Source organism: Actinomadura sp. ATCC 39365 (assembly GCF_054392275.1).
In genome coordinates this window covers 3,592,171-3,615,835 of record NZ_CP184335.1, presented here as the reverse complement: position 1 = coordinate 3,615,835, position 23,665 = coordinate 3,592,171, and the positions used below count along the sequence as shown (strand labels likewise).

Genomic DNA, 23,665 nt, shown 5'->3' with positions numbered 1-23,665 from the left:
TGCACCTCATCCTCATCGGATGCCTACGACGGACCCCTGAATTTCTTTCCGGCCTCACAGCTCGGCCGACACATACCGTCACGCTACGTCACTGCCGTACGTGATGGGAGGTCACTCATGCAACCGCCGAACCGACGCCCCACGCCAGAGAAGCACGCCGCCGATGCCCTGGCCGACGCCCTCGCCGCTCACGGCGTATCCGCAGACGTCCATGACGGCTATGGCCTGAGTCTGGTGTCCGTGTGGGTCGGGCTCGTCGTCTGGTGCGACGGCGATTGGTACTGGTGGCGGGCAGGCTGGGACGACCGCCGCAAACGAGTGCTGTACGCCCGCCATCCGGCCATCGAACCGTCGAGAGCCGCGCGCCGGGTGGCCTTCCGCTACGCGGACCTTCAACGACGCCACCCCCTCTCGGAGACGATCCGCAGTCTGCGACCGGAATCCACGGAAGCGAGCCCTCAGTGAAGGAGATCCTTCACAGTGACATGCTTGCGCTGGCGTCCATGCAGGTCGGACCGGTCGTCTGGTGTCACGGCGGGCGGTACTGGTGGCGACCGACACGGGACGCGAGACGACAGCGAGTCATCCACGCTTGGCACCCCTCCACCGAGCCCACTCGGGCCGCGCACCGAATCGCTTTCCGCTACGCCCGCCTACGGGAGTCGCAGCCGCCCTGTACGCCGGTCGTCGGAGTGCAACCATGCCCATGACCTTGGCGAAGTTGATCGCCGAGTACCCGGAGTGGCAGGTTCACGACATGGCCGCAGGGTGGGCGGCCATTCGGAAACAGTCCGTTCCCTGTACAAGCGGCCAGTCCAACGTCCGTTGCGGGGCGACGTTGGATGAACTGGCCGCGAACCTGCAAGCGGAGACCAGGCTAAGGAAGAAGCAGAGGTCTCTTCGCGGGTCGGTTTGAGACGGCCCCGCGGCACGCCGGGCACCACCGGCTGGGAGCACGGCGACTTCGCGGTCTACGTCTGGCGATCCGTACGGCAGAAGGGCGACACCAAGACCGTCAAGTCGCGCCGATCACTCAAACTCCCCCGACGTTGCGTGGAGGCGCTACGCCTGCTCAGAGAAGCCCAGGACCTGGCACGGGAGAAGGCCGGCGACCGGTGGAAGGACACGGATCTCGTATTCTGCACACGCACGGGCACTCCCGTCACGGCGCACAACGTACGGCGCGACTTCCGGAAGGTCGTGGAGGCGGCGGGACTCACCGAACGGGAGTGGTCACCCCGCGAGCTGCGGCACAGCTTCGTGTCCGTGCTGTCAGACTCCGGCGTCCCCATCGAGGACATCTCGCGCCTCGTCGGACACTCCAACACGGTGGTCACCGAGACCGTCTACCGGCATCAGATCCGGCCCGTGATCATGCAGGGAGCTGCGGCGATGGACAAGATCTTCGGGATTTAGTCCCTCACTTAGTCACTCAGGCGCCGTTTTCAAGATCAGAGATTGTACGTTTACGCTGGTGGGCGGTACTGGGTTCGAACCAGTGACCCCTCGCTTGTAAGGAGCCATGATCCCTTGGCTGCACGTCTGGACCTGCGCCCCCGAACCTGCATCGCGCTCAACCCGCCGTGATCAATTCAATCTAATGGCACGCTAATGGCACAGCAATCACGCCTCTGACCTGGCCCTCGCTTGCGGGATCCGGCACGGCATGGCAACGTCGGCGGCACGCCGATGGCACGAAGGCGAACCTGGCACCTCTGCGGGGGGATCCACCCGCATGGACGGTCGGACTGCCGGTGGTTTTACAGCTCGTGACCGTTTGCGGACTATGCACGTCCTTCGACCTGCGGTGGAACCTCCGAGGCGCACCTTCATGCCCTTGATCATTACACGCATATTGCACACGCCGCCCGGCCACAAGGCTCAGGTGGCGGCGTCGTTCAAATGAGCGATCCATTCGCCCTGCTTGACGACGACGGGCGGGGACGGCTGTGCGGGCCAGATCTGCAGGTAGTGATGGTTGCCAGCGGAATCAGGCCGCTCCTCAAGCGTGCTCCAGACGTGGTAGCGCAGCCGGTGAAGGCCCGGACCGGCCGGCAGCGACGGAAGGCGGCGCATCGCCGTGTCCTCCCAGTCCATGCCCCATCCGATCAGGGAGACCTCGCCGGTCGCCGACATGAAGTCGATCTCCACGATCTCCTCGTACCCGTCGAGGTCGGCGCCCGGGTCGTGATCGGCAATGGTCACCGTCAAAGGGATGCCGTCGCCGTGCTGATACATGATCGACAGTTCGGCCATGGCCTTCCATACCGTGACGAGCGCGACGGACCCCACCACGTCGCCCGCGTCGTCGCCGTCCCAATCCGTCAGTAAGACAGTGCCGCAGTCCTCGACGTCTACTTCCACCTGGACGGTCTCCGCATAGGGACTCATAGGTGGCGATCGTAGAGTCCGCCACCGACAGACCGGCCAGTTGTCCGCAGTCCGAAGATCAGCCACGTTACTCGGTGGGCCAGAGCTGAGGAACGAAGCTCTGGACCTTCGATCGCCCCCAACCATGTCCGGCGGCCAGCCACGCAGTGGCGATCGTAGGGCTGCATCTGTAAGGCGGCGCGGCAACCCCGGTCGGCGCGTTCGGCAGGTGCGGCGGGGCCGGCGTGCGGTGCCCGGCCCGGTGTCCCGCCGCCGTCTGGGACCGGCCCCCAGGCCGCACGCCCGGACGGCGGGCGGGCGGAGGGCCGGAGGTACGGCGGCGCGGCGCGCCGCCGCTTGATACCTATAAGGGTAATTCAGCAAGGATTAACCACTTGAGATTCGGAAGGCTTTCGGCAACTGCGATCTTCAGGCGAATGCGCCCTGCTGAACTGAGCAAGATTGAGGTCAGATGCCGACGGCACGAGTGCCCGTGCGCTGCCGAGTACAGGCATTGCGGTCAGCTCCTAGTGTGAGCGGCCGGCCAACTAGGCGATCGTCACGGTCTTATCCATTCGATTCGAACTGCCAGTACGGTCGCAAGATTCGTCTAGCGCCTGACGATGCCATGCCCGACAGCGATTCCTAATGGGTACCCCCTCCGACAGTCAATGATGCCATCGAGGAGCGTTAGATCTAACAAAACCCAATCGTCGAAGATCACTCCAAAGCCACTGGAATGCCTGATCTATTGCTGGCGTGTCCCCGAAGACGTGATCAACTGCATTCCATGACTCCGTGAGAGTTAGCCATCCGTCTGAGTGTGGACGCAATCTTCTCACTTGCTCTCGATTCCATGCCCGCTCAGCAAGAACTTGATCCCAATCCCGTGCAGGCACACCGTTTTCCGCACCAAGACTAATACGGGCCAACGAAGTCTCGCCAGAATCTAACAGGACGGACTTACTCCATAGGCTTGGTGGAGCATAATCAGCAGAGTCACGTCCGATTACCAGAGTACCTTCCAAGCGCAGCGGTAGAGCGCCTCCGATGCCGAGAGTGGGAAGTAGCTTGGGGAAGTTGGCGCGCACTATCGCTTCATATATATGCAGTGCATTCGTGTATACATCTTCCACCAGGGTCCGTAGATCCTCATCTGAATACCCGCTCCAAATCCAACCTCCCCCATGGCTCTCTACATCTGGCACGGGATACGAACGAGATAGAGAACCTTGCAAGATGCGCAAGTCCCCTCGATGTAGCCTATTGTCAAAATCTTCCAACGACTCTCTAGCAAAAATTCGCTTACCGAAGCTTACCGCCTGCACATTTCGTGGCAGGCGCGCAAATAGGCGGTCTAGCGCCTCGGAGACGACATCAACGGGAATGGGCCGATGATTTATGGAGCCCTGATTAACAATAGCTTTCGCCAATGTCCAATCCAACTCATTTCGCGTCGCCTCAATATCGGGAATTACGGCATTCTGAGAACTTAGTGCCTTCTCAAGCTCGTAAGCAATCTGCGACAACGTCCATCGCCAGGGCCAAGCCGCATAACTGGACGATACAATACCGCTGCCAAGCCTGGCACATAGATCTCTTACTTCCGGGCCAGCTGGGATTATGTCGGACATGGACTTGTCTCTGTCTGGTGATACAATTCCCCAGCTCAGATGAGACCCTTGTACGCCAATGGCAATGGCTGTAACTGATCCATCTGACCGCGTCAAACCTAACTCGCCGCCAAGTGGCAGGATGCCTGATACCCATACGGCGAGCGCATGACGCACCATATTCCCACATTCAATATACGTAGGCAGAAATGTGTCCTCCTCGCGATCATATTGCGGTACCGATTTCGTTACGATTGCAGAAGCAATTCCGGGGAAGTCTGAGGCAATCGATTCCAGGAGAGCTGAAGCGCTCGACCAACTCCCCATGCTCACGGCTAGCACTAGAGCATCTTGCCAATCGCTGAGCTTGCTCTGATCCAAAATATCTCTTGGGAGACCATCTTCAAGAATGGCTTGCCCAGCGAAGTACTGTTCAAAGATGGGAAGGCTAAACGAAAGTGTCATACCTCGACGAACTGCCAAATGCGTATCGCACATGGCTTCAATGAGCCGCTGGTTGCCTACTTCACTTACCGGCACGCGACGATTCCTACTTATTGAAAGTAGTGCCAGTTTACGCAAGCCTGTCTGTACGTGACCATCGGCTATTTTACTGCTCCTCGAAAGTGCCTTGGATGCAATTGCCGCCAAGAGTGCACCACGCGATCGGGGCATCTGAACGCCCTGGCGGTCGAGCACTGCGGCAATTAGAGCAAAGAGAGGAAGACGCATCGCGTCTCTGATGGACGATGACTCAGGATGTTGAAGGTGACGTCCTGCCCCCACCCGCTCTAGAAGGCTTTCGATTTCCAGAGATGTCATGTCCGGGTGGTTGATGCAGGGCGTGTCACCCAAATCCAAACCAGGACGGACAGTGATAACTGCACGACTATTCGGCCATTGCAGGATCGCTCTTCTACTTTGGCTTAGAATATCTAGGGCCCCGACAGGTCCGGGCTCGTCCAAACCATCTAGAATCAGATAAACGCCCGTCTTCTCGGGATCGCCGATCCTATCTGCTGCTTGACGAATCTCTGCGTCCACTCTTCGCTCGATGAATCGAGCCTCCAGGAAAACGGGAACTGGTGCTTCCGGGTCAGCGATCGCTTGCTCGATGCTAGCTTGATGCAATCGTTCAGCTGTTACCGACTTACCAGTGCCGAACTCGCCTACTAGTGCGACTATTTTCGTGGCGGGGAGCTCTGTTCCAAGCCGTTCTGGTGATCCAACAGTTGAATCGGCAGCGAGCGCATCGGCGACCGCCTCACTCAGGCCGACCGCCATCCATCGTTCAACAAGACGAGCCTTGCTCTCTCTTTCTAACTTAGACAGCCGTTCTTCTCGCTCAGCTAGATTGGTCGACTCGTTCGGTCACGAGCATTGTATATATTCAAGCTTTCTGTATTAACATTATTAATGAGGGTGTTCACTGTTGAATTGCTAACAGTGACGCCTCCAACAGAAGTGCCCGTACGCTCGCCGTAATTGCTTTCGCTTTCTCCGGGAAAGCGATCGTCTTTGCCTTCTATTCGTCCTTGGACCAGCCATGCAATGAGCGCACTAACCAATGTCAGGCCAGCAACTGCGAGCCACATAATTTGCGGATTTTCGGGCCATTTCCAAGTCTTCGGTAGCAAGTCCGTGGCAATATTCGTAGCAACGCCGAGTGCCGAAGCTAGAAAAACGCCTATTCCTGCGTACGCAGGGACAAGGAGGGATCCTCTGCGCGGCGGTTCTCCATTAGATTTTCGTGACCGAGTCATGCGCTCACATACTTTTGATGACTTGAGACGGCTCTTGGCTAGTAATGGCGGATGCGCCCCACTTTGCTGGCGAACTTAGAGAGTACCGGATAGGGCTGTGCTGGAACGGTCGAGTGCTGTGGGCACCGGTATCGTTTGCTGGCGCCGCGAGGTCGTTGTGGATACTACGCAGGAAGTTCGCTGGCCGGAAGGCTCGAGCCGCAAGCACAGGTGGTGGTGTCCATCCTCTCGACCTTAATCGAGCAGGTCTGGGCGACGGTTTGCGAGGGCTCGCCGGGCAGTGACGAACCGTTCGTGGAACTCTTCGGCAAGTGCTTCCCGTCGGTAGCGCTGCCGCAAGACACGGTCGAGGTCCCCTGCGCGATTGATCAGATCGGTGAGGGACCTGCGGTCAATGTCGAAAGCGGCCATGCCATGGTCTACGGCTGCATCGAGGTCGCCTCGTCGGGCGTGAACGATGCCGAGATCTATGTGCGCATCGGCGACTCGCATGGGAGCGTTAGATGTGCCGTCCGGGCGGGTGTGCATCTGGATGGTTTCGCGGGCGTGTTCTTCGGCGCGGTCGTCATCAGCGAGCCAGGTGTAGCAGGTGGCGGCATAAAAGACCCACTTGGCGTGGTCGAACACGAAGTGGTGGTCGGGGTGGTCGGGCATGGGCAGGCTGCTGAGGACTTCGGCCCCGCGAGTCAGGGCACGGTCGGCCTCCCGGCGGTCCCCGATTCGGGCCAGACCGCGCGCCTCCTGCAAGGTGAGTTGGACCATTGCGCTACTGGTGCTGGCCACCGCCTGGCCCATGCGGGCGGCGGTGACGACGTCTTCGTAGCGACCTTCGACGAGTGCGAACCAGGCTGACATCTCGTGTGCCCAGCCCATGAGTTCGCCGTGTCCGACCTGGCGGCCCATTTCGAAGGCGGCACGTCGAGCTGTTTCGGCTTCTTCCCTCTCCCCCAAGTCGTAGTGCACGCAGCCCAGCAGAGCAGTGAGCCAACCCGTGATCACGAGCAATTCGCGATGCTGGTCCAAAGTGAGGCGTCCGGCAAGCAGATGGTTGATCTGTGCCAAGCGCTTCTGCGTGCGGTCCCGAAGGGTGCCTGCGGGGACAACGGGATAGGCGCGGCACAACAGATCGACGGCCTCGGCAAGGGCTTCCAAGGTGCCAGTTCCAACGTCGGATGCCTGGAGTTGCTGGGCGAGCTCCATCGTCCCGTAGAGATCGGCTTCGGCTCGTAGCGCGTCGGCTGGGATGACGCGAGCCTCGATGAGGCGGCTGTCGTTCTGCCTTCCCTGGGAGAACCCGAGTGCCTCCGGTTCCAATCCGGTCAGTTGTGTCAGGGCGAGCCGGTACGGCGTGCGAGGCCATCGAACTTCGCCGGCCTCCCAGCGCCGGACGCGTTCCTCGTCACAGGTCAGCCGTTCGGCGATGCCGATGGGAGTGGCGTTGATCTGGTCAGCCATCTGGGCGCGGGACAGGTGCTTTTCGTTGCGCCAGGCCCGAAGGCGCACGTTCGGGATGTAGTCGGGCATCTGCGGGTCTTCCTCCCGGCTGGGGGCTCGAAAGGGGAAACAAGGGGGCCGTTCAGGGGTCCTGCAGAAACGCGGTTGCCGGTGGACTTGTCATCAAGCAACCACGGTACGTCACGCGGCCTCCCGCCACAGGGAACGCCGGATGAACGAGGAGATGGCGACGGTGACCCGGCCAGACGAGACAAGCAAGACGTCGTGCTGCCCCGCCTGCCGGGGACGCGGGATCAAGCTGCGTGACTCACGCCGTGCGCTCCTCATCGGCGACGACGACGGAGATCAGACCTTGAGTGAGGAGCGGGAGTGTCTCGACTGCCTCGGAAGCGGCCGGGCCGAAGGGAGCGTGAAATGAATTCGATCATTCAGGCGGTGGACACGGGCTTCATGCAAGGCCAGGACGAGGGCATCATGCTCGTCCGGCTGCGTGACCGTCTCACGGGCCTTGGCGTGAATGCCGAGCTGCGCGACAACAACAGCGTGCTTCTGGTGCACAGGCCGGCGGGAGGGCTGCCGGTGTGGGTGTTCGTCGGGTACGGCGGCGCCTACTACTCCTGGCGGAGCGCCGAGAAGCGGCACCCGACCAGCGATCCGGAGGGCGCGGCGAACGTCCTGGCTGAGTACGTCGCCAGGTGATGACGGGCACGGCGAGGCAGAGGTGACCCCTTCCGGAGGGGGTGAGGGTCATCGTCCGGTCTCGCCGTGCCTCCCCCGGTAGGCAGTTGCAGTGGCGTCCCCCGCGGCACCCTTCCCAGCCCGGTCACTGCGCTGCCTGCCGGCTCTTTCATGTACGGCTCCCCGCTTCGGCGAACCACGTGGACAGCCGGCGGCAAGCCGGATACGCTCAAACTTGGTAAAACAACCTGTCGGCTGTTGGACGGTCATGATGTCGCTAGAGTCCGTGCCGCCTAAGTATGCGCAGCTTGTGCAGACTCTCCAGAGGCGCATCGAGGCGGGAGACTACCCGCCGGGCACACTGCTCCCCAGCGAGAACCAGCTCATCCAAGAGTTCGGCGTCTCCCGTCCCACCGTTGTCGCCGCCCTGCGCGTGCTGCGTGAGCAGGGGTGGATCGAGTCCCAGCAGGGCAAGGGCCGCTTCGTACGCGGTCGACCGGCGATGGCCTCCGTCGAGCAGAAGCGGCCAGGGCAGGCGTATCTGACCAAGCCGGAGACCGACTCCACGGGCGAGGTCGTCGAGGTGGGCGCGGTGACCGCCCCCAATCGGATCAGCTCTCTGCTCGCTCTCCAGCTCATGAGCAAGGCGTTCGTACGGCGGCGTCTGATCACGCGTGATGGCGAACCGACCGAGCTGGTGTCGCTCTGGCTGCCGTTGGAGCTCTCCGAAGGAACGGATCTGACCAGCGGGGAACCCCTGAGACAGGGCTTCCGGGAACACCTCCAGGCGCGCAAGGGCATCCGCTTCGACCACATCGTGGAGCAGATCACCGCCCGCATGCCTTCGGCCGACGAGGCCAAGCAGCTCGCGATGCCGAAGAACCAACCGCTCCTGGCCGTCTTCGGCGCGGTACGAGATGCCTCCGGCCGGCCTCTTACCGTCGTGGAAGTCTTGCTTCCCGCCGACCGGCACGAGCTGGAAGACGCCTACCCGATCGCCTGAGGCGACACCTACCCTTCTGGGCATTCATTGCCTCCACCGCTGCGCTCCATGCAATGGTTGGACGGCGAGGGAGACGGTACAGGGTGCAGCTTCGCCTGATGGGCCTGTACGGATCCCAGGACGAAGATCACGCATGCCGCTGCGATGACGCCGAAGATGCATGCGCCGACGCGCCTGTCAGTGAACAGGCAGATTCCTGTGGCGAGAACCGGGGACCCAGCGAAGATCCATGCGGCTGCGGTCAGCCATCCGCTCACACTTGCCTGGTCGACTTCGGGATGCGCCAGGCCGGCCCCAAGCGCCTGTATGAAGCAGAGCGGCGCCCCGAAAACCCAGATAGCACTAACAGCCCGAGGGCGGTCCCGCTGATGACACCCGGCTCCGTTTCTACGGTCTCCACAATTGCGACTATTTCGTCCGATTTGCTGTGAATAAAGCACAGAGGATTCACGATTCCGCGCCGAAATTTCTCTTAGGCACTTGACCTAGCAAGTTTGAGCTGCGTAATCTCGGAGCATCAACTTGATAGGTTAAGTGCCTGCCAGTCAAGAGAGGAAAGCTGTCATGGCTCTGCAAGGCCCCATCCCCGTCACCTTCGCCATGGTCTTCCCGCACGGCTGCTACATCGTCGGCGAGGTCGAGCCCGTCAAGGACTTCGACGCCTCCTCCGGCGGCCGGTTCGTGCAGGCCCGCGACAAGCAGACCGCAGAGCTGGTCTGGCAGGTCGCGGTCATGGACGGTGACCCGACCCTCAAGCCCGCCCAAAAGACGGTCGCGGTCAAGATCCTCGCCCCGGTGCAACCGGTGCCCCCGCAACCGATGCCGGGGCTGCCGTTCACGCCGGTCGAGTTCGACGGCATCGCCATCACGCCATACGTCAACGCCGCCGGACGTCTCGCCTACTCGATCAAGGTCCGCGAGATGCACGCACCTCGCCATCTCAACCAGCCCGCCCAGAGCAAGGCTTCGGCCGGAAAGGACGCCGCCTGATGACCCGACGCCGTACCCCGCGCAACAGCGTGATCCGGCTGACCACCGGGCACGCCGCCCGCACCATGAACCACCCGTTCGCCCGCCGTGAACCCGTCCTGGCGCTCGACTTCGGCGCCACCTCCGTCCTGGTCACCACCAACGGACCCGTGACGGCGGAGGACCTGGAGTTCGCCCGCCAGCTCGCCCACGCGGCTCACCGCTTCGCCCGCTCGCTGGAACGCAGCTTCTACGGCCTTCCGGACGGACAAGGGGTCGCGGCATGACTCTCCGCCCCTACACCTACGTCACCCTGTCCATCCGGCCCGACTCCGAGCCGCACGTCCGGGTCTCCTTCTACACGCCGGGTCTCCGGGCCAGTGCCGGACTGCTGCTCGAAAGCCCGCGCCCGTACCTGGAGTTCACCTCGTCCGAGGCGAACGTACACATCTCCACGAGCGGAGCCGGGCCGGTCACCGATGCCGACCTGGCCACCGCCCGCGAGATCTTCACCGCCGCCGCTCGCTACTTGGCCGACTGCGAGCAGTTGCACGCCGAACAGACGGCCAACGACCAGGACGCCACCGACCCGGCGACCTGACATGAGGCGGGGCCGCTGGAAGCGGCAACTTCCGGCGGCCCCTCGGTTCTCCCCTGACTCCACATCACGAGAGGTTCCAAGCCTATGTTCAAGCGGCTGCCTGGCGACGAGGCGCGCAACCTCGTCTCCACCACGCCCGACACGGCCGTCGTCTTCCGCCCGGCCGTCGTCAAGACCCCCGCCATCGTTACCTTCCTCGTCTACATCTGGCGCTTCCTGTCCGCCCTCGTCCGCACGACGTGGCGGCACCCGGTCGCCGTCGCTGTACCGGTCACCTTGGGGCTCGCCTGGTACTGGTACGGCTGGCCCGCCACGGCATCCATGCTCGGCTTCGTCGTCCTGTCCCTGCTCTCCTGGGCCTTCACCGAGCCGGACTCCTTCTCCCGCCTCGTCGGCTTCCGCCTGCTGGCCTGGTGGCGGCTGATCTCGGTCTACCGCCGACACTGGCAATCAGTCATGGACGTCTCCGGCCTGGCCAGACGCGTCAACGGTCGCGTCTACACACCTCGCCTGATCCGCATCACCTGCGACGGATGGGCCGACCGCATCACCGTCCGGATGCTCGCCGGTCAGGCGGTCAAGGACTGGTCCGACCGCCTCGACAACCTCGCCCAGGGCTTCGGGGCAGCCTCCTGCCGGGTCGCGCTCATCAAGGGCGGCAGGCTGTTGCTCACCTTCCCACGCAGCGACCCTCTGGTCGCGCCCATGCCCGCCCTTCCCATCCCAGATGAGCCATCCGTCGGCCCGGTCGAGATCGGCAAGCAAGAGGACGGCCAACCGCTCCGGCTCAAGGTCCACGGCACACACGTCCTGATCGCGGGAGCGACGGGGGCCGGCAAGGGCTCATTCCTGTGGGACACGATCCGCGGCCTGCTTCCTGCGATGCGGGCGGGCCTGGCCGAAGTCTGGGCGCTCGATCCGAAGCTCATGGAGCTGTCCTTCGGTCGAGAGCTGTTCCAAGGCCGCTACGCCGCCGACCCGTCCGACTGTGCCGACCTGCTGGACGAGGCCGTCAGCGTCATGCAGAAGCGCGCGTCCCGCTTCGCCGGTCTCCAGCGCTCCCACGTCCCGACCATCGAGGACCCGTTCGTCCTGGTGCTCGTCGACGAAGTGGCGTTCCTGACCGCCTACCAGCCCGACAAGCACCTCCGGCAACGCATCTCCGCAGCACTGGCCACCCTGGCGACCCAAGGCCGCTCAGTCGGCGTCGGCGTCATGGCCGCCCTCCAAGACCCACGCAAGGAAGTCATGAACATCCGCAACCTGTTCCCCGACAAGATCGCCCTCCGCCTGGACGAGTCCGAACAGGTGGACATGGTCCTCGGCGACGGTGCACGCGACCGGGGCGCACTCGCCGACCACATCTCACCCATCCCCGAACAAGGGGCCGGCGTCGCCTACATGCGACTGGAGACCTCACCCGAACCGATCCGAGTCCGCGCCGCCTACGTCTCCGACGCCGACATCCGCGACATGGTCGCCTACTACAGGCAGGCCGCATGACGCTCACTCACCTGCTGGACGGCCTTCGCTGCGCCACCTGCCTCACCCTGAACGTTCTCCGCCTCGACCCGGTCCGCGCCCTGGTCGAGTGCACTGAGTGCGGCCAGAGCGCGCTCATCGTCACCGACCCCGACGAAGGGAGGACCGCATGACCCATGCGCACGACCGCGCACTCCCCCGAGCCATCCGCCAGGCCATGCCGATGGCCCGCGACGTACTGGTAGAAGTCGCCAAGCAACACGGCGTCTGCATCCGCCCCATCCCGCTCAAGCGCCTCGACACCGTCACCGGCAAGTCCGAGATCATCGACGTACCGTGCGGGGCCACCCTCGACAGCAAGTGCTCGCCCTGCGCCAAGCGCAACAAGCAGCTCCGCAAGGCCCAATGCCGCGAAGGCTGGCACCTGGAGACCGAACCCGCCATCACACCCGACGACCCGAACGAAGAGCAGCGCTGGCTGGTGGAGTTCCGCGCCGACTACCAAACCCAGCGCGACGCCGCCGAAAAGGCCGGCCACGACACCACCGAACTCGACGCGATCATCACCGGCCTGGACGAGGAGATCAACGCCGCAGGCATGCGCGGCAACATCCTCGGCCGTACGACCACCAAGCGCTCCCGCTCCACCAGGCGCCGCCAGGACGCGCCGGACCTGCCGAAGCGCAAGATGGCCAACACGACCCTGGGACGCACCTTCCAAGCACCGGACGGCAAGACCTACCGGCCGTCCCTGTTCGTCACGCTCACCTTGCCCTCGTACGGCAAGGTCCGCGACGGCGCACCCATCGACTCTGACACCTATGACTACCGGCGGGCCGCACGGGACGCGCTGCACTTCTCGAAGCTAGTTGATCGCTTCGTCCAGAACCTGCGCCGCGTCGCGGGCTATGACGTGCAGTACTTCGCCTCAGTGGAGCCTCAGAAGCGGCTCGCGCCGCACCTGCACATGGCCATCCGTGGAACGCTCCCACGCGCCGAGATCAAGCAAATCGCCGCCGCCACCTACCACCAAGTCTGGTGGCCACAGGCCGACGAAGTCATCTTCGACGGTGACCACCTGCCCATCTGGTACGAGGGCACCGGCTACCTCGACCCAGTCACCGGCGAGGTCCTGCCCACCTGGGACGAAGCCCTCGACGCGCTCGACGAGGACGCCGAACCCCTCCACGTCATCCGCTTCGGCGACCAAGTAGACGTCCAAGGCGTGCTCGCCGGCACCCCGGACGCCGACCAATGCATCCGCTACCTGTCCAAGTACCTCACCAAGTCCATCGGCGACGCCCTCGACGGCGGCCAGGCCCACCAACAGCACGCCACCCGCATGCTGGACGCCCTCCGCTACGAACCCTGCTCACCCACCTGCCCGAACTGGCTCCGCTACGGCATCCAGTCCAAGGGCGCCAAGCCCGGCATGCTCCCTGGCCGCTGCCGCAGCAAGGCCCACAAGCCCGAACACCTCGGCTACGCCGGACGCCGCGTCCTCGTCTCCCGCAAGTGGAGCAACAAGACCCTCGCCGAACACAAGCAGGACCGCCGCACCTGGGTCTTGGAAGCCCTCGGCCAGACCAACGAGAGGCCCGACCCACACCGCTACGTCTGGCGCCCCCTCCCCGCCGGAGACGCCAATGTGCCACCACTCGCCGTCCGACTCCTTCGCACCGTGGCCGAACGCCAACGCTGGCGAACCCACCTCAGAGAGTTGGAAGCGAGAGCAACCGGACAAGATCTTTCGGCAACGGACCTGAGAGGGGCGGCCTGATGGCGAACAAGCCAGGCAAGCGGCGCTTCGGCAGCATCCGCCAGCTCCCCTCCGGAAGGTTTCAGATCCGCTATCCCGGTCCGGACGGCAAGATCCGCATGGGAGAGACCACCTATGCCCGCGAGCGCGATGCGGACAAAGCACTCTCGCTGATCGAGGCCAAGCTGATCACGGGCGAATGGACGGACCCACAGCGCGCCAAGGTCAAGCTCGGTGACTACGCGGACAAGTGGATCAACGAGCGGACGAATCTCCGGCCTCGTACCGTCGAGATCTACAAGGGGCTACTCAAGCGCTACATCCGCCCTCACCTGGGCGGCGTGCCCATTGGCAAGGTGGACACGGCCACTATTCGGGAATGGCGCGTCCTGTTGCTCGGCAGCGGTGTCGGCCAGTCCGAGGTGGCCAAGGCGTATCGCTTCCTGCGGGCCGTTCTCATGACGGCGGCGGACGATCAGATCATTCCGCGCAACCCGTGCCGCATCCGTGGTGCCGGCGAGGAGAAGCCCGAAGAGCGGCCCGTCCTCACCGTGGCGAAGGTGTTCGAGCTGGCTGACCTGATGCCGACCCGCCTGCGCGCCCTGGTCCTCCTCGCCACCTTCGCTAGCCTGCGCTGGGGGGAGGTGGCGGCCCTCCGCCGGATGGACCTGGACCTGAACGCCCGGACCGTCAGCGTTCGGCAACAGCACGTCGAACTCGACACCGGCGAACTCCTCGTCGGCCCGCCCAAGTCCCGCGCGGGTGTCCGTACGATCGCCATACCGGAAGCGATCACCCCTGTGCTCCGCAAACATCTCGACGAGTTCACGGACGCGGAAGCCGACGCACTGATCTTCACCGGGGCACGTGGCGGCATCCTCCGACGCAGCAACTTCCGCCGCGCCGCCAAGTGGGACGCGCGCACCAAGAAGATCGGCTTCCCTGGTCTGCACTTCCATGATCTTCGGCACACCGGAAACACGATCGCAGCCAGCTCCGGCGCGAGCCTCAAAGATCTCATGCAGCGCATGGGACACGACTCGGTCCGCGCCGCACTGATCTACCAGCACAGCACGGCGGAGGCCGACCGCAAGATCGCCGACGCCATGAACGCGAAGATCGAAAAGAGCCCTCGCAGCAGCTAATGGCACGCTAATGGCACGAAGCCCCGTTTCCATGATCGGAAACGGGGCTTCTTGTGCTGGTGGGCGGTACTGGGTTCGAACCAGTGACCCCTCGCTTGTAAGGCGAGTGCTCTACCGCTGAGCTAACCGCCCCCTGATCGGCACTAACCTTACGACACCAGAGGGGCCGATCGCACATTCACCGTCCAGCCGGGGCCCAGTTCGGGGCGGCCGGCGGCGCGCCAGCCCAGCAGGGCGGCGCCCAGCATGCCGGCGTCGACGCCCAGCGCGGCCGGGACGAGCGGAGGCGCGTCGCGGAAGGCCAGGCGCTTGACCAGGCGGGTACGCACGGGGTCGAAGAGCGCGGGACCGGCCTCGGCCAGGCCGCCGCCGAGGACGATCACCGAGGGGTCCAGCAGCAGCGTGTACGTCGCCAGAGCGAGCGACAGGGCCTCCACGGCCTCGTCCCACACCTCGATGGCGATGGGGTCGTCGGAGGCGACCACCTGCTCGGCGCGTACGCCCTCCACGCCCGCGCGCTGGCTGTAGCGTCGGCCGACCGAGGCCGCCGAGGCGTACGTCTCCAGGCAGCCGAACTGGCCGCACGCGCACTGTTCGCCGTCGGGGAAGACGGGGGTGTGGCCGATCTCGCCGGCCCAGCCGGAGGAGCCGCCGTACGGGTCGCCGTTGATGATCGAGGCTCCGGCGATACCGGTGCCGATGGGGAGGAAGAGGAAGTCGGAGACGCCTCTTCCGGCGCCGAGGATGCTCTCGGCCAGCCCGCCCGTGCGGACGTCGTGGCCCAGCATGACGGGGATGTCCAGGGTGGTGAAGTTCGAGGCGGGGACGTCACGCCAGCCCAAGTTCGCCGCATAGAGAGCCGCGTTCGCGGACACCAGCCCGGGGACGGCCAGACCGACGCCTGCGGGTTCGCCGTCGCCGGAGGAGGCCAGGTGGCCGATGAAGTCTGAAATGGCGGACACGACCGCCTCAGGGCCCTCCGCGCGAGGAGTGTGGCGCCGCTCGCTCAGCAACACCTCACCGGACTCGCTGACCAGGCCGCCCTTCATGGACGTGCCACCGACGTCGAGCGCGACGACGAACGAACTCATAGCGGACACGAAAGGAGACGATAGCGCAGGTCAGCAAATGTCTGAAAAGGCGCTTGAGAATCTCTCAGCTGGAAGGGGGGCACGGCGCCACGGTCCAGGACGGCCACACCAGGGCCCTGAACTGGCGATCAACCACCCGACGCCAGAGCCTTGGGCTCAAGATCACCCGGGCGGTCAGGCCCTGCCCAGCACTCGGTTCAGCGCCGCCTCGACCTCCGCCGACAACCCCGGCGGAGCACCCGACCCCACGTACGCCCCCTGTTCCTCGAACCCCTTCGGCGCCCGGGCCTGCCGGACGGCGCCGCAGCCGCGGCACTCGATCTCCCCCAGCCGGCAGATGAGCGCGGTGGACCCGCAGGTGGCGCAGGAGTCGAGGTCGAGGTCGTGCAGCCGTTGACAGTCCGGGCAGATCAGCACCTGGGACTCGTTGCGCACCCCGCGCTGCCACGGGCTGGCGCCACGGACCGGGTCGGTCTGCCGGGCCCCGCATCGGTAGCAGGGCATCGTTCCCTCCGAGGTCAAGAAATGTCGGCGAGTGCCTTGACGTAGTCGGCGACGTCACGTGCCGAGGAGATCGGACTGATCACCGACCACCGGATCACGCCCTCGCCGTCGATGACGAAGGTCCCCCGACGTGCGAGCCCCTTCGCCTCATCGAACACACCGTACGCCTGGGCGACCTGTCCATGTGGCCAGAAATCGGAGAGTAGGGCGAATCCGTAACCTTCCCGATCGGACCAGGCACGCAAGGCGAACACGGAGTCGACCGACACGGCGAGCACCCGCGCGTCGAGAGGCTGGTCACGCAGCGCGGTGAGCTCGCCCTCGCAGATCCCGCTGAAGGCAAGCGGATAGAAGACCAGCACGACCTTCTCGCCCCGGAACATGGACAGTCTCACCGGGGCGCCGTGCTGATCCTGCAGCTCGAAATCCGGAGCCAGTGCGCCGACCTCGGCAGGATGTGCGTTCACAGCCACCATCCTGCCGTATCGGCCGGCCTCGGAGTTTCCTAACGTCGGCCCTTCGGGGCGACGAGCCTGGTCCCGGACCAGTCCGGTGCGGCTGAGATGCTGCTGGTCTGCGAGAGACCCGCGGTAGCGGCATCCTCCCCGATGTCGCTCGGCTCCACGTGGCCATCGCGCCCGGCCTTGGGAGTCAGCAGCCAGATCTGGCCGGCTTCGGCGAGTGCTCGCATGGCGTCGCTGAGGGCGTCGAAGAGGTCCCCGTCGCCGTCGCGCCACCACAGCAGCACCACGTCGACGACGTCGTCACTCTCCTCGTCCAGCAGCTCGTTGCCGGTCAGGTCCTCGATGGAGTCGCGAAGCTCGTCGTCGACGTCCTCGTCCCAACCGATCTCCTGCACCACCTGACCCGGCTTGAGGCCGAGTCGTTCGGCCAGGCCGCGCTCGCCCTGCGCCTGACCCGCGGTCGCGCTCACGTTTATCCCTCCTGCTTGAGTGGCCCCGCTCTATGCGGTTTATCGCTTCGGCACAGTCCACACGCTGTGACCCTCAGTCGTCAACGGTCGCCACGGGTACGGCCGTAGTCGGCCAGAATCAATCTGACAAAAACGACAGGCGAACCTGGCGTTGCGTGTTGTCGACATTGAGGTCGACCAGCGCGACGGACTGCCATGTGCCCAACGCCATTCTCCCGCCCAGCACGGGGATCGTGGCGTACGGCGGGATCAGCGCGGGCATGACGTGTGACCTGCCGTGACCGCGCGAACCGTGGGCATGACGCCAGCGGTCGTCGGCCGGGAGCAGGTCTCGCAGCGCGGCGAGCAGGTCGTCGTCGCTGCCGGAGCCGAGCTCCAGCAGCGCCACGCCCGCGGTCGCGTGCGGCACGAAAACGTGCAACAGGCCGTCATTTCCCTGCGCGCGCACGAATTCAGCGCATTCAGCGGTGATGTCGTGCACGGTCTCACGTGAACCCGTGGCCACGGAGATGATTTCTGATCTCACAGGGAAATCCTACTGAGGCACAACGACCGCATCAGGGCCGGGAAAGACCAGCCCGGTGTGGCCGTCGTCGAACCGCACCATGTACGGAGGCCCGCCATCCGTGCCGTGGACCTCGGTGATGACGCCGCTCCGATCCCCTTCGCCGACGGTGTTGCCGTGCATCAGGAGGCGGTCTCCTGCCGTCGCATTCATACCTTCCACATTGGTACGACGGATGGCCCAGGAAAAGAGCGGATCCCAAGGATGGCGTTTTTTTGCCCGGTCTTCATGGGGGCCGAAAATGATGACCGAAACGTTACGCGGCACGGGCACGGCGTTTCGGCCGTCACGGCCGGACCGTGGTCGTCGGATCACCTGACCATCAGGGCGTTGTCGCTGGTCAGAGCCTGGACGGCGGGGTCGCGTCCGGCTCTGTCGCCTGATGGTTCCGATATGGCCTCATTTCGGCAGCGGCCCCGGCCGAGAGCCGTATGTGCGGGCCGGAACGAGATCGCATCCGGCATGGCCAGACGGGCCGCGAGCGGAGGCAGCGGCTGGATGCGCGGTGGAGGGCCGACTCGACAAGAGACACAAGGAGAGCAGACGCCCAGGAGCCGGACATAGCTTCCTGCGGGCAGGAAGCCGCCCGGCTCCGCGACGGGCCCCACGGCTCCCTGCGCTCCCCGGGGGCCACCGTGCGGACACTTCGGGCGGCGGGCGCGGGTGTGCGACCCGTCTGAGGGGCGGCCCGTCTCGGGTGCGGCCGGTCTCAGGCAGCCGGTCTCAGGCAGCCCGTCTCAGGCAGCCCGTCTCGGATGCGCCCTGTCGCAGACGTACAGCCCCAGGAGAACTCGGAGGGCTTCCCCCGAGCCCTCCCCTGGAACCGCCGCATGCCGTGAAGGCCCGTGCGGCGGTTCCGGAGCGCGTACAGAAGCAAGGAGAAGAGGTGTGCGTGTGCCGCCCTCCCGGCGGACGCCGCCCCGCCGGGCTCCACCGGAAAGTGGGTGGCTAGACTCGCGCGGCGCGGCTCGGCCGCCCCCGCCGGGTGAGGACCGCCCCGTTCGGGGGAGGGGGTGAGGGCGGAGGCCGACCCACCGGGACAGCCCCCTAGGATTGGGGGGGAAATTTCGTCCGTTTTCTAGTCTTGTTAAATTGCTCCACCGATGTAACCTTTGGTGGCGATTCGTCCTACCATCGGTGGTCTAGGCCACCAACATGGCCCTGCCAGCAGGGACGCTCTGGTTACCCGTCAGTAGAGATGCGTTTTCTACGACTAGCGACCAGGATGGAAAGCGACCCAGACCAGACTTCAGTCATTCTCGGAAGGCGAGACCCAGTGGCTTCCGGACGCCAGCGATTCTCGATCATCAGCGACGGCCTACCCAGCCAGCTGCCTGATGTCGACCCCAGTGAGACCAACGAGTGGCTCGAGTCTCTCGACAATGTCGTCAAGACCGAAGGCCGCACCAGAGCCCGCTACCTCATGCTCCGCATGCTGGAACGGGCCCGCGAGCACCAGGTCGGCGTGCCGGGCCTGCGCAGCACCGACTACATCAACACGATCCCGCCGGAGCGCGAGCCCTGGTTCCCGGGCGACGAGCACGTCGAGCGGCGCATCCGCGCCTACATCCGGTGGAACGCCGCGGTCATGGTGTCGCGGGCCAACGCCCGTACGAACGTGGGCGGCCACATCGCCACCTACGCCTCGGCGGCCTCGCTCTACGAGGTGGGCTTCAACCACTTCTTCCGCGGCAAGGACCACGGCGAGTCGGGCGACCAGGTGTTCTTCCAGGGCCACGCCGCGCCGGGCATCTACGCCCGCGCCTTCCTGGAGGGCCGCCTCAACGAGGCCCAGCTCGACGCGTTCCGGCAGGAGCTGTCGCACGGCTTCCACGGCCTGCCCTCCTACCCGCACCCGCGGCTCATGCCCGACTTCTGGGAGTTCCCGACGGTCTCCATGGGCCTCGGCCCGATCGGCGCGATCTACCAGGCGCGGTTCAACCGCTACCTGCTCAACCGCCAGCTCAAGGACACCTCGCGCAGCCACGTGTGGGCCTTCCTCGGCGACGGCGAGATGGACGAGCCCGAGTCGCTCGGCGCGATCGGCCTGGCCGCCCGTGAGGAGCTGGACAACCTCACGTTCGTCATCAACTGCAACCTGCAGCGGCTCGACGGCCCGGTACGCGGCAACGGCAAGATCATCCAGGAGCTGGAGTCGTACTTCCGCGGCGCCGGCTGGAACGTGATCAAGGTCGTGTGGGGCCGCGACTGGGACCCGCTGCTCGCGGCCGACGTCGACGGCGTGCTGGTCAACCAGATGAACACCACGCCCGACGGCCAGTTCCAGACCTACTCGGTCGAGACCGGCGGCTACATCCGCGACCACTTCTTCGGCGGCGACCCGCGCCTGCGCAAGATGGCCGAGCACCTGTCCGACGACGACATCCGCAAGCTGTCGCGCGGCGGCCACGACTACCGCAAGGTCTACGCGGCCTTCAAGGCGGCCCGTGAGCACGTCGGCCAGCCGACGGTGATCCTCGCCCAGACCATCAAGGGCTGGACGCTGGGCAAGGACTTCGAGGCGCGCAACGCCACCCACCAGATGAAGAAGCTCACCAAGGCCGAGCTGAAGGAGTTCCGCGACCGGCTCTACCTGCCGATCCCGGACTCGGCCCTGGAGGGCGAGCTGCCCCCGTACTTCCACCCGGGCGAGAACGACCCCGAGATCCAGTACATGAAGGAGCGCCGCGCGGCGCTCGGCGGTGTGCTGCCCAAGCGGGTCATGCGCGCCAAGCCGGTCAAGCTGCCCGGCGACGACGTCTACAGCCAGTTCCGCAAGGGCTCGGGCAAGCAGCAGGTCGCCACCACCATGGCGTTCGTGCGCCTGCTGAAGGACCTCATGCGCGACAAGGAGATCGGCCACCGGTTCGTGCCGATCATCCCCGACGAGGCCCGCACGTTCGGTCTCGACGCCATGTTCCCGACGGCCAAGATCTACTCGCCCCACGGGCAGACGTACGAGGCGGTCGACAGGGAGCTGCTGCTGTCGTACAAGGAGGCCGTGCAGGGGCAGATCCTGCACGAGGGCATCAGCGAGTCGGGCTCGATGGCCTCGACCATCGCGGCCGGCACCTCCTACGCCACGCACGGCGAGCACATGATCCCGGTCTACATCTTCTACTCGATGTTCGGGTGGCAGCGCACCGGCGACCAGATGTGGCAGATGGGCGACCAGATGGGCCGCGGCTTCCTGCTCGGCGCCACCGCCGGCCGCACCACGCTCAACGGCGAGGGCCTGCAGCACGAAGACGGCCACACGCCGCTCATCGCCTCGACGAACCCGGCCGCGGTCTCCTACGACCCGTCCTGGGCCTTCGAGGTCGCCCACATCGTCAAGGACGGCCTGCGCCGCATGTACGGCGAGCAACCCGAAGACGTCTTCTACTACCTGACCGTCTACAACGAGCCCTACCTGCAGCCCGCGCAGCCGGCCGACCTCGACGTCGAGGGCCTGCTCAAGGGCCTGTACAAGTTCGCCGAGGGTCCGCAGACGCAGGGCCCGAAGGCCAACATCCTGTCCTCCGGCGTGGCGGGTCCGTGGGCCATGGAGGCCCAGCGCCTGCTGGCCGAGGAGTGGGGCGTGTCCGCCGACGTGTGGTCGGCGACGTCGTGGTCCGAGCTGCGGCGCGACGCGCTGGCGTGCGAGGAGCACAACCTGCTCAACCCCGACGCCGAGCAGCGCGTCCCGTACGTGACGCAGGCGCTCTCGCAGGCCAGCGGCCCGTTCGTGGGCGTCAGCGACTACATGAAGGCGGTCCAGGACCAGATCGCGCAGTGGGTGCCGGGTGACTGGTCCTCGCTGGGCACCGACGGGTTCGGCCTGTCCGACACCCGCTCGGCGCTGCGTCGCCACTTCCACGTGGACGCCGCCTCGATCACGCTGGCCGTGCTCACCCGGCTGGTCAAGCGGGGCGAGCTCGACGGCGAGGTGCTGCGCGAGGCCATCGCCCGCTACCACCTGAAGAACGGCGTCACCGAAGCCGGCGGCGCGGAGAGCAACGACACCCAGTCGATGGGCGTCTGAGTCATCCGGAAGGGGCGCTCCCGCGAACTGTTTCTCGCGGGAGCGCCGTCATGTCCGGGCCTCCGCTCCGTTCGACGGATGAGGCGGCACGTCCAGGAGGGGTACGTGCCGCCTCACCCAGGGCCGCCTCACCCAGGTTCGACGCGAGGTCCCGTATCGTGGGCACTACTTCCCCCGAAGACACGAAGGGGAATGTACGTATGCGACGCGTCCTAGCCGCCGCCCTGCTCGTGACGGCCGCGGGCTGCGCGAGTGCACCCGCGGAGCCCGCCACCGACGGGCCCGCCGCCGACACCGACCAGATCGCGTGGGGGCCGTGCACCGACATCAAGCGCCCGGACGGCGAGCCACCGGCCCAGCAGGACGCCTCGGTGCGCTGCGGGAAGCTGGCGGTGCCCCTCGACTACTCCCGCCCCGACGGCGACAAGCTGGAGCTGGCGCTCATCAAGCTGGCGGCCACCGATCCGAAGAAGCGGCTCGGCTCGATGGTGTTCAACTTCGGCGGGCCCGGCGCCTCCGGCGTGGACACCCTCGACCAGGCCGCCAAGGCGCTCACCTCGCTGCGCGCCCACTACGACCTGGTCAGCTTCGACCCGCGCGGCGTCGAGCGCAGCGCGGGCGTACGCTGCGGCGACAGCGCGCAGATGGACCGGTTCGTCTCCCTGGACACGCTGCCCACCAACGCGCAGACCCACCAGGAGAGCCTGGACGCCAACAAGGAGTTCGCCCAGCTCTGCCAGCAGCACTCCGGCAAGGTCCTCCCCTACGTCGGCACCGTGAACGCCGCCCGTGACATGGACCGCATCCGCGCCGCCGTCGGCGACCCCAAGCTCAACTACGTCGGCATGTCGTACGGCACCCAGCTCGGCGCCGTCTACGCCACCCAGTTCCCGAAGAACGTGGGCCGCATGCTGCTCGACGCGCCGCTCGACCCGACGGTCACCTTCGAGCAGCGCACGCTGACCCAGACCCGCGGCTTCCAGCAGGCGTACGAGAGCTTCCTGCGCAGCTGTGTCAAGGGCGGCTGCGAGGTCGGCAAGGACGTGACCGCCGCGAACGCCAACGTCGAGAACCTGATGAACCGGCTCACCACCAAGCCGCTGCAGGTGGACGGCCGGAAGCTGACCCAGGGCCTGGCCTCCACCGGCGTGGCCGCCGCCCTGTACTCCGAGCTGACCTGGCCGTTCCTGGAGAAGGCGCTCGGCGAGGCGCTGAAGGGCCACGGCGAGGCGCTGATGTACCTGGCCGACTCCTACACCGGACGCTCGGAGGACGGCACCTACTCCACGCAGATGACCAGCTTCCCGGCCATCACCTGCGTGGACACCGCCGAGCGGCCCAGCGAGGCCGAGCTGCGGCGCACCGAGGCGGCGGCGCTGCGGATCTCGCCGCTGTTCGGCAGCGAGGGCTCGGGCGGGTTGTGCCGGGTGTGGCCGGCCAAGGGCAGCAACCAGGCGCGGCACGTCAACGCCACCGGGTCTGCGCCGATCCTGGTCGTGGGCGGCAAGGGCGACCCCGCCACGCCGTACCAGTGGGCGCCGCGGCTGACGGCCCAGCTCAGGACCGCGCGGCTGGTCACGTACGAGGGCGAGGGGCACGGGGCGTACCTGTCGGGCAGCAAGTGCGTGCAGGGGCTGGTGGACGCGTACCTGGTGGAGGGCAAGCTGCCCGCCAAGGGCGCGACCTGCCCGGCGGCCTAGTGTGTGACG

The 23,665-nt window shown here is 65.6% G+C and carries 22 protein-coding genes and 1 tRNA gene; 13 read left to right on the top strand and 10 right to left on the bottom strand.

Going from position 1 to position 23,665, the window contains the following annotated elements; genetic code table 11:
- Nucleotides 1-117 precede the first annotated feature (117 nt).
- The gene (locus ACNF49_RS17965; protein WP_482944401.1) at nucleotides 118-465 is read left to right on the top strand and encodes a hypothetical protein; all 348 of its coding nucleotides are present in this window, start codon (nucleotides 118-120) and stop codon (nucleotides 463-465) included.
- Nucleotides 466-912: 447 nt separating this feature from the next.
- Nucleotides 913-1,416 (top strand): site-specific integrase, encoded by a 504-nt coding sequence (locus ACNF49_RS17960; RefSeq protein WP_482944400.1) that lies wholly within the window; start codon nucleotides 913-915, stop codon nucleotides 1,414-1,416.
- A gap of 465 nt (nucleotides 1,417-1,881) precedes the next feature.
- Here the strand turns inward: ACNF49_RS17960 and ACNF49_RS17955 are convergent, their stop codons facing one another.
- From ACNF49_RS17955 to ACNF49_RS17945, 3 genes are all read right to left on the bottom strand, one after another.
- A complete protein-coding gene (locus ACNF49_RS17955; protein WP_482944399.1) occupies nucleotides 1,882-2,391 on the bottom strand; it encodes a hypothetical protein in 510 nt (169 codons plus the stop codon).
- Between the two features lie 647 nt (nucleotides 2,392-3,038).
- The gene (locus ACNF49_RS17950) at nucleotides 3,039-5,267 is read right to left on the bottom strand and encodes an NACHT domain-containing protein (RefSeq protein WP_482944398.1); all 2,229 of its coding nucleotides are present in this window, start codon (nucleotides 5,265-5,267) and stop codon (nucleotides 3,039-3,041) included.
- Nucleotides 5,268-5,980: 713 nt separating this feature from the next.
- On the bottom strand, nucleotides 5,981-7,270 hold the full coding sequence (locus ACNF49_RS17945; protein WP_482944397.1) for an NsdA family TPR-like regulatory protein: 1,290 nt from the start codon (nucleotides 7,268-7,270) through the stop codon (nucleotides 5,981-5,983).
- Nucleotides 7,271-7,615: 345 nt separating this feature from the next.
- On the opposite strand from ACNF49_RS17945, the gene ACNF49_RS17940 reads away from it, so the two are divergent.
- From ACNF49_RS17940 to ACNF49_RS17900, 9 genes are all read left to right on the top strand, one after another.
- On the top strand, nucleotides 7,616-7,900 hold the full coding sequence (locus tag ACNF49_RS17940; protein WP_482944396.1) for a hypothetical protein: 285 nt from the start codon (nucleotides 7,616-7,618) through the stop codon (nucleotides 7,898-7,900).
- A 289-nt stretch (nucleotides 7,901-8,189) separates the two neighbouring features.
- On the top strand, nucleotides 8,190-8,882 hold the full coding sequence (locus ACNF49_RS17935; RefSeq protein ID WP_482944395.1) for a GntR family transcriptional regulator: 693 nt from the start codon (nucleotides 8,190-8,192) through the stop codon (nucleotides 8,880-8,882).
- Between the two features lie 564 nt (nucleotides 8,883-9,446).
- Entirely contained in the window at nucleotides 9,447-9,872 is a 426-nt protein-coding gene (locus ACNF49_RS17930; protein ID WP_482944394.1) for a plasmid replication, integration and excision activator, read from the top strand.
- A complete protein-coding gene (locus ACNF49_RS17925) occupies nucleotides 9,872-10,138 on the top strand; it encodes a hypothetical protein (protein WP_482944393.1) in 267 nt (88 codons plus the stop codon). Before ACNF49_RS17930 ends, ACNF49_RS17925 begins: the two co-directional genes overlap by 1 nt.
- Nucleotides 10,135-10,452: a hypothetical protein gene (locus ACNF49_RS17920; protein WP_397194565.1), complete on the top strand. Its 318-nt coding sequence runs from the start codon at nucleotides 10,135-10,137 to the stop codon at nucleotides 10,450-10,452. Before ACNF49_RS17925 ends, ACNF49_RS17920 begins: the two co-directional genes overlap by 4 nt.
- 84 nt (nucleotides 10,453-10,536) lie before the next feature.
- A complete protein-coding gene (locus ACNF49_RS17915) occupies nucleotides 10,537-11,955 on the top strand; it encodes an FtsK/SpoIIIE domain-containing protein (RefSeq protein WP_482944392.1) in 1,419 nt (472 codons plus the stop codon).
- Complete coding sequence (locus tag ACNF49_RS17910) at nucleotides 11,952-12,107, top strand: hypothetical protein (protein WP_482944391.1); 156 nt, start codon at nucleotides 11,952-11,954, stop codon at nucleotides 12,105-12,107. The genes ACNF49_RS17915 and ACNF49_RS17910 overlap by 4 nt, the downstream gene beginning before the upstream one ends.
- Nucleotides 12,104-13,714, top strand: a complete 1,611-nt coding sequence (locus tag ACNF49_RS17905; RefSeq protein ID WP_482944390.1) for a replication initiator — start codon at nucleotides 12,104-12,106, stop codon at nucleotides 13,712-13,714. Before ACNF49_RS17910 ends, ACNF49_RS17905 begins: the two co-directional genes overlap by 4 nt.
- Nucleotides 13,714-14,838, top strand: a complete 1,125-nt coding sequence (locus ACNF49_RS17900; RefSeq protein WP_482944389.1) for a tyrosine-type recombinase/integrase — start codon at nucleotides 13,714-13,716, stop codon at nucleotides 14,836-14,838. The genes ACNF49_RS17905 and ACNF49_RS17900 overlap by 1 nt, the downstream gene beginning before the upstream one ends.
- Before the next feature lie 57 nt (nucleotides 14,839-14,895).
- Here the strand turns inward: ACNF49_RS17900 and ACNF49_RS17895 are convergent.
- From ACNF49_RS17895 to ACNF49_RS17865, 7 genes are all read right to left on the bottom strand, one after another.
- Nucleotides 14,896-14,970, bottom strand: a tRNA-Val gene (locus ACNF49_RS17895).
- A 17-nt stretch (nucleotides 14,971-14,987) separates the two neighbouring features.
- Nucleotides 14,988-15,929 (bottom strand): ROK family protein, encoded by a 942-nt coding sequence (locus ACNF49_RS17890; protein ID WP_482944388.1) that lies wholly within the window; start codon nucleotides 15,927-15,929, stop codon nucleotides 14,988-14,990.
- 174 nt (nucleotides 15,930-16,103) lie between these two features.
- Nucleotides 16,104-16,433 (bottom strand): hypothetical protein, encoded by a 330-nt coding sequence (locus tag ACNF49_RS17885; RefSeq protein WP_352321053.1) that lies wholly within the window; start codon nucleotides 16,431-16,433, stop codon nucleotides 16,104-16,106.
- A 14-nt stretch (nucleotides 16,434-16,447) separates the two neighbouring features.
- Entirely contained in the window at nucleotides 16,448-16,909 is a 462-nt protein-coding gene (locus ACNF49_RS17880) for a peroxiredoxin (protein ID WP_357965566.1), read from the bottom strand.
- A gap of 29 nt (nucleotides 16,910-16,938) precedes the next feature.
- On the bottom strand, nucleotides 16,939-17,367 hold the full coding sequence (locus tag ACNF49_RS17875; protein ID WP_352321051.1) for a DUF3052 domain-containing protein: 429 nt from the start codon (nucleotides 17,365-17,367) through the stop codon (nucleotides 16,939-16,941).
- A gap of 118 nt (nucleotides 17,368-17,485) precedes the next feature.
- Complete coding sequence (locus tag ACNF49_RS17870) at nucleotides 17,486-17,893, bottom strand: secondary thiamine-phosphate synthase enzyme YjbQ (protein ID WP_357965569.1); 408 nt, start codon at nucleotides 17,891-17,893, stop codon at nucleotides 17,486-17,488.
- A gap of 9 nt (nucleotides 17,894-17,902) precedes the next feature.
- Nucleotides 17,903-18,199: a DUF1918 domain-containing protein gene (locus ACNF49_RS17865; protein WP_482944387.1), complete on the bottom strand. Its 297-nt coding sequence runs from the start codon at nucleotides 18,197-18,199 to the stop codon at nucleotides 17,903-17,905.
- Nucleotides 18,200-19,157: 958 nt separating this feature from the next.
- Between ACNF49_RS17865 and aceE the strand changes: the two genes are divergently transcribed.
- Complete coding sequence (aceE, locus tag ACNF49_RS17860; RefSeq protein WP_498702612.1) at nucleotides 19,158-21,956, top strand: pyruvate dehydrogenase (acetyl-transferring), homodimeric type; 2,799 nt, start codon at nucleotides 19,158-19,160, stop codon at nucleotides 21,954-21,956.
- A 200-nt stretch (nucleotides 21,957-22,156) separates the two neighbouring features.
- Nucleotides 22,157-23,656 (top strand): alpha/beta hydrolase, encoded by a 1,500-nt coding sequence (locus tag ACNF49_RS17855; RefSeq protein ID WP_482944385.1) that lies wholly within the window; start codon nucleotides 22,157-22,159, stop codon nucleotides 23,654-23,656.
- Nucleotides 23,657-23,665 lie beyond the last annotated feature (9 nt).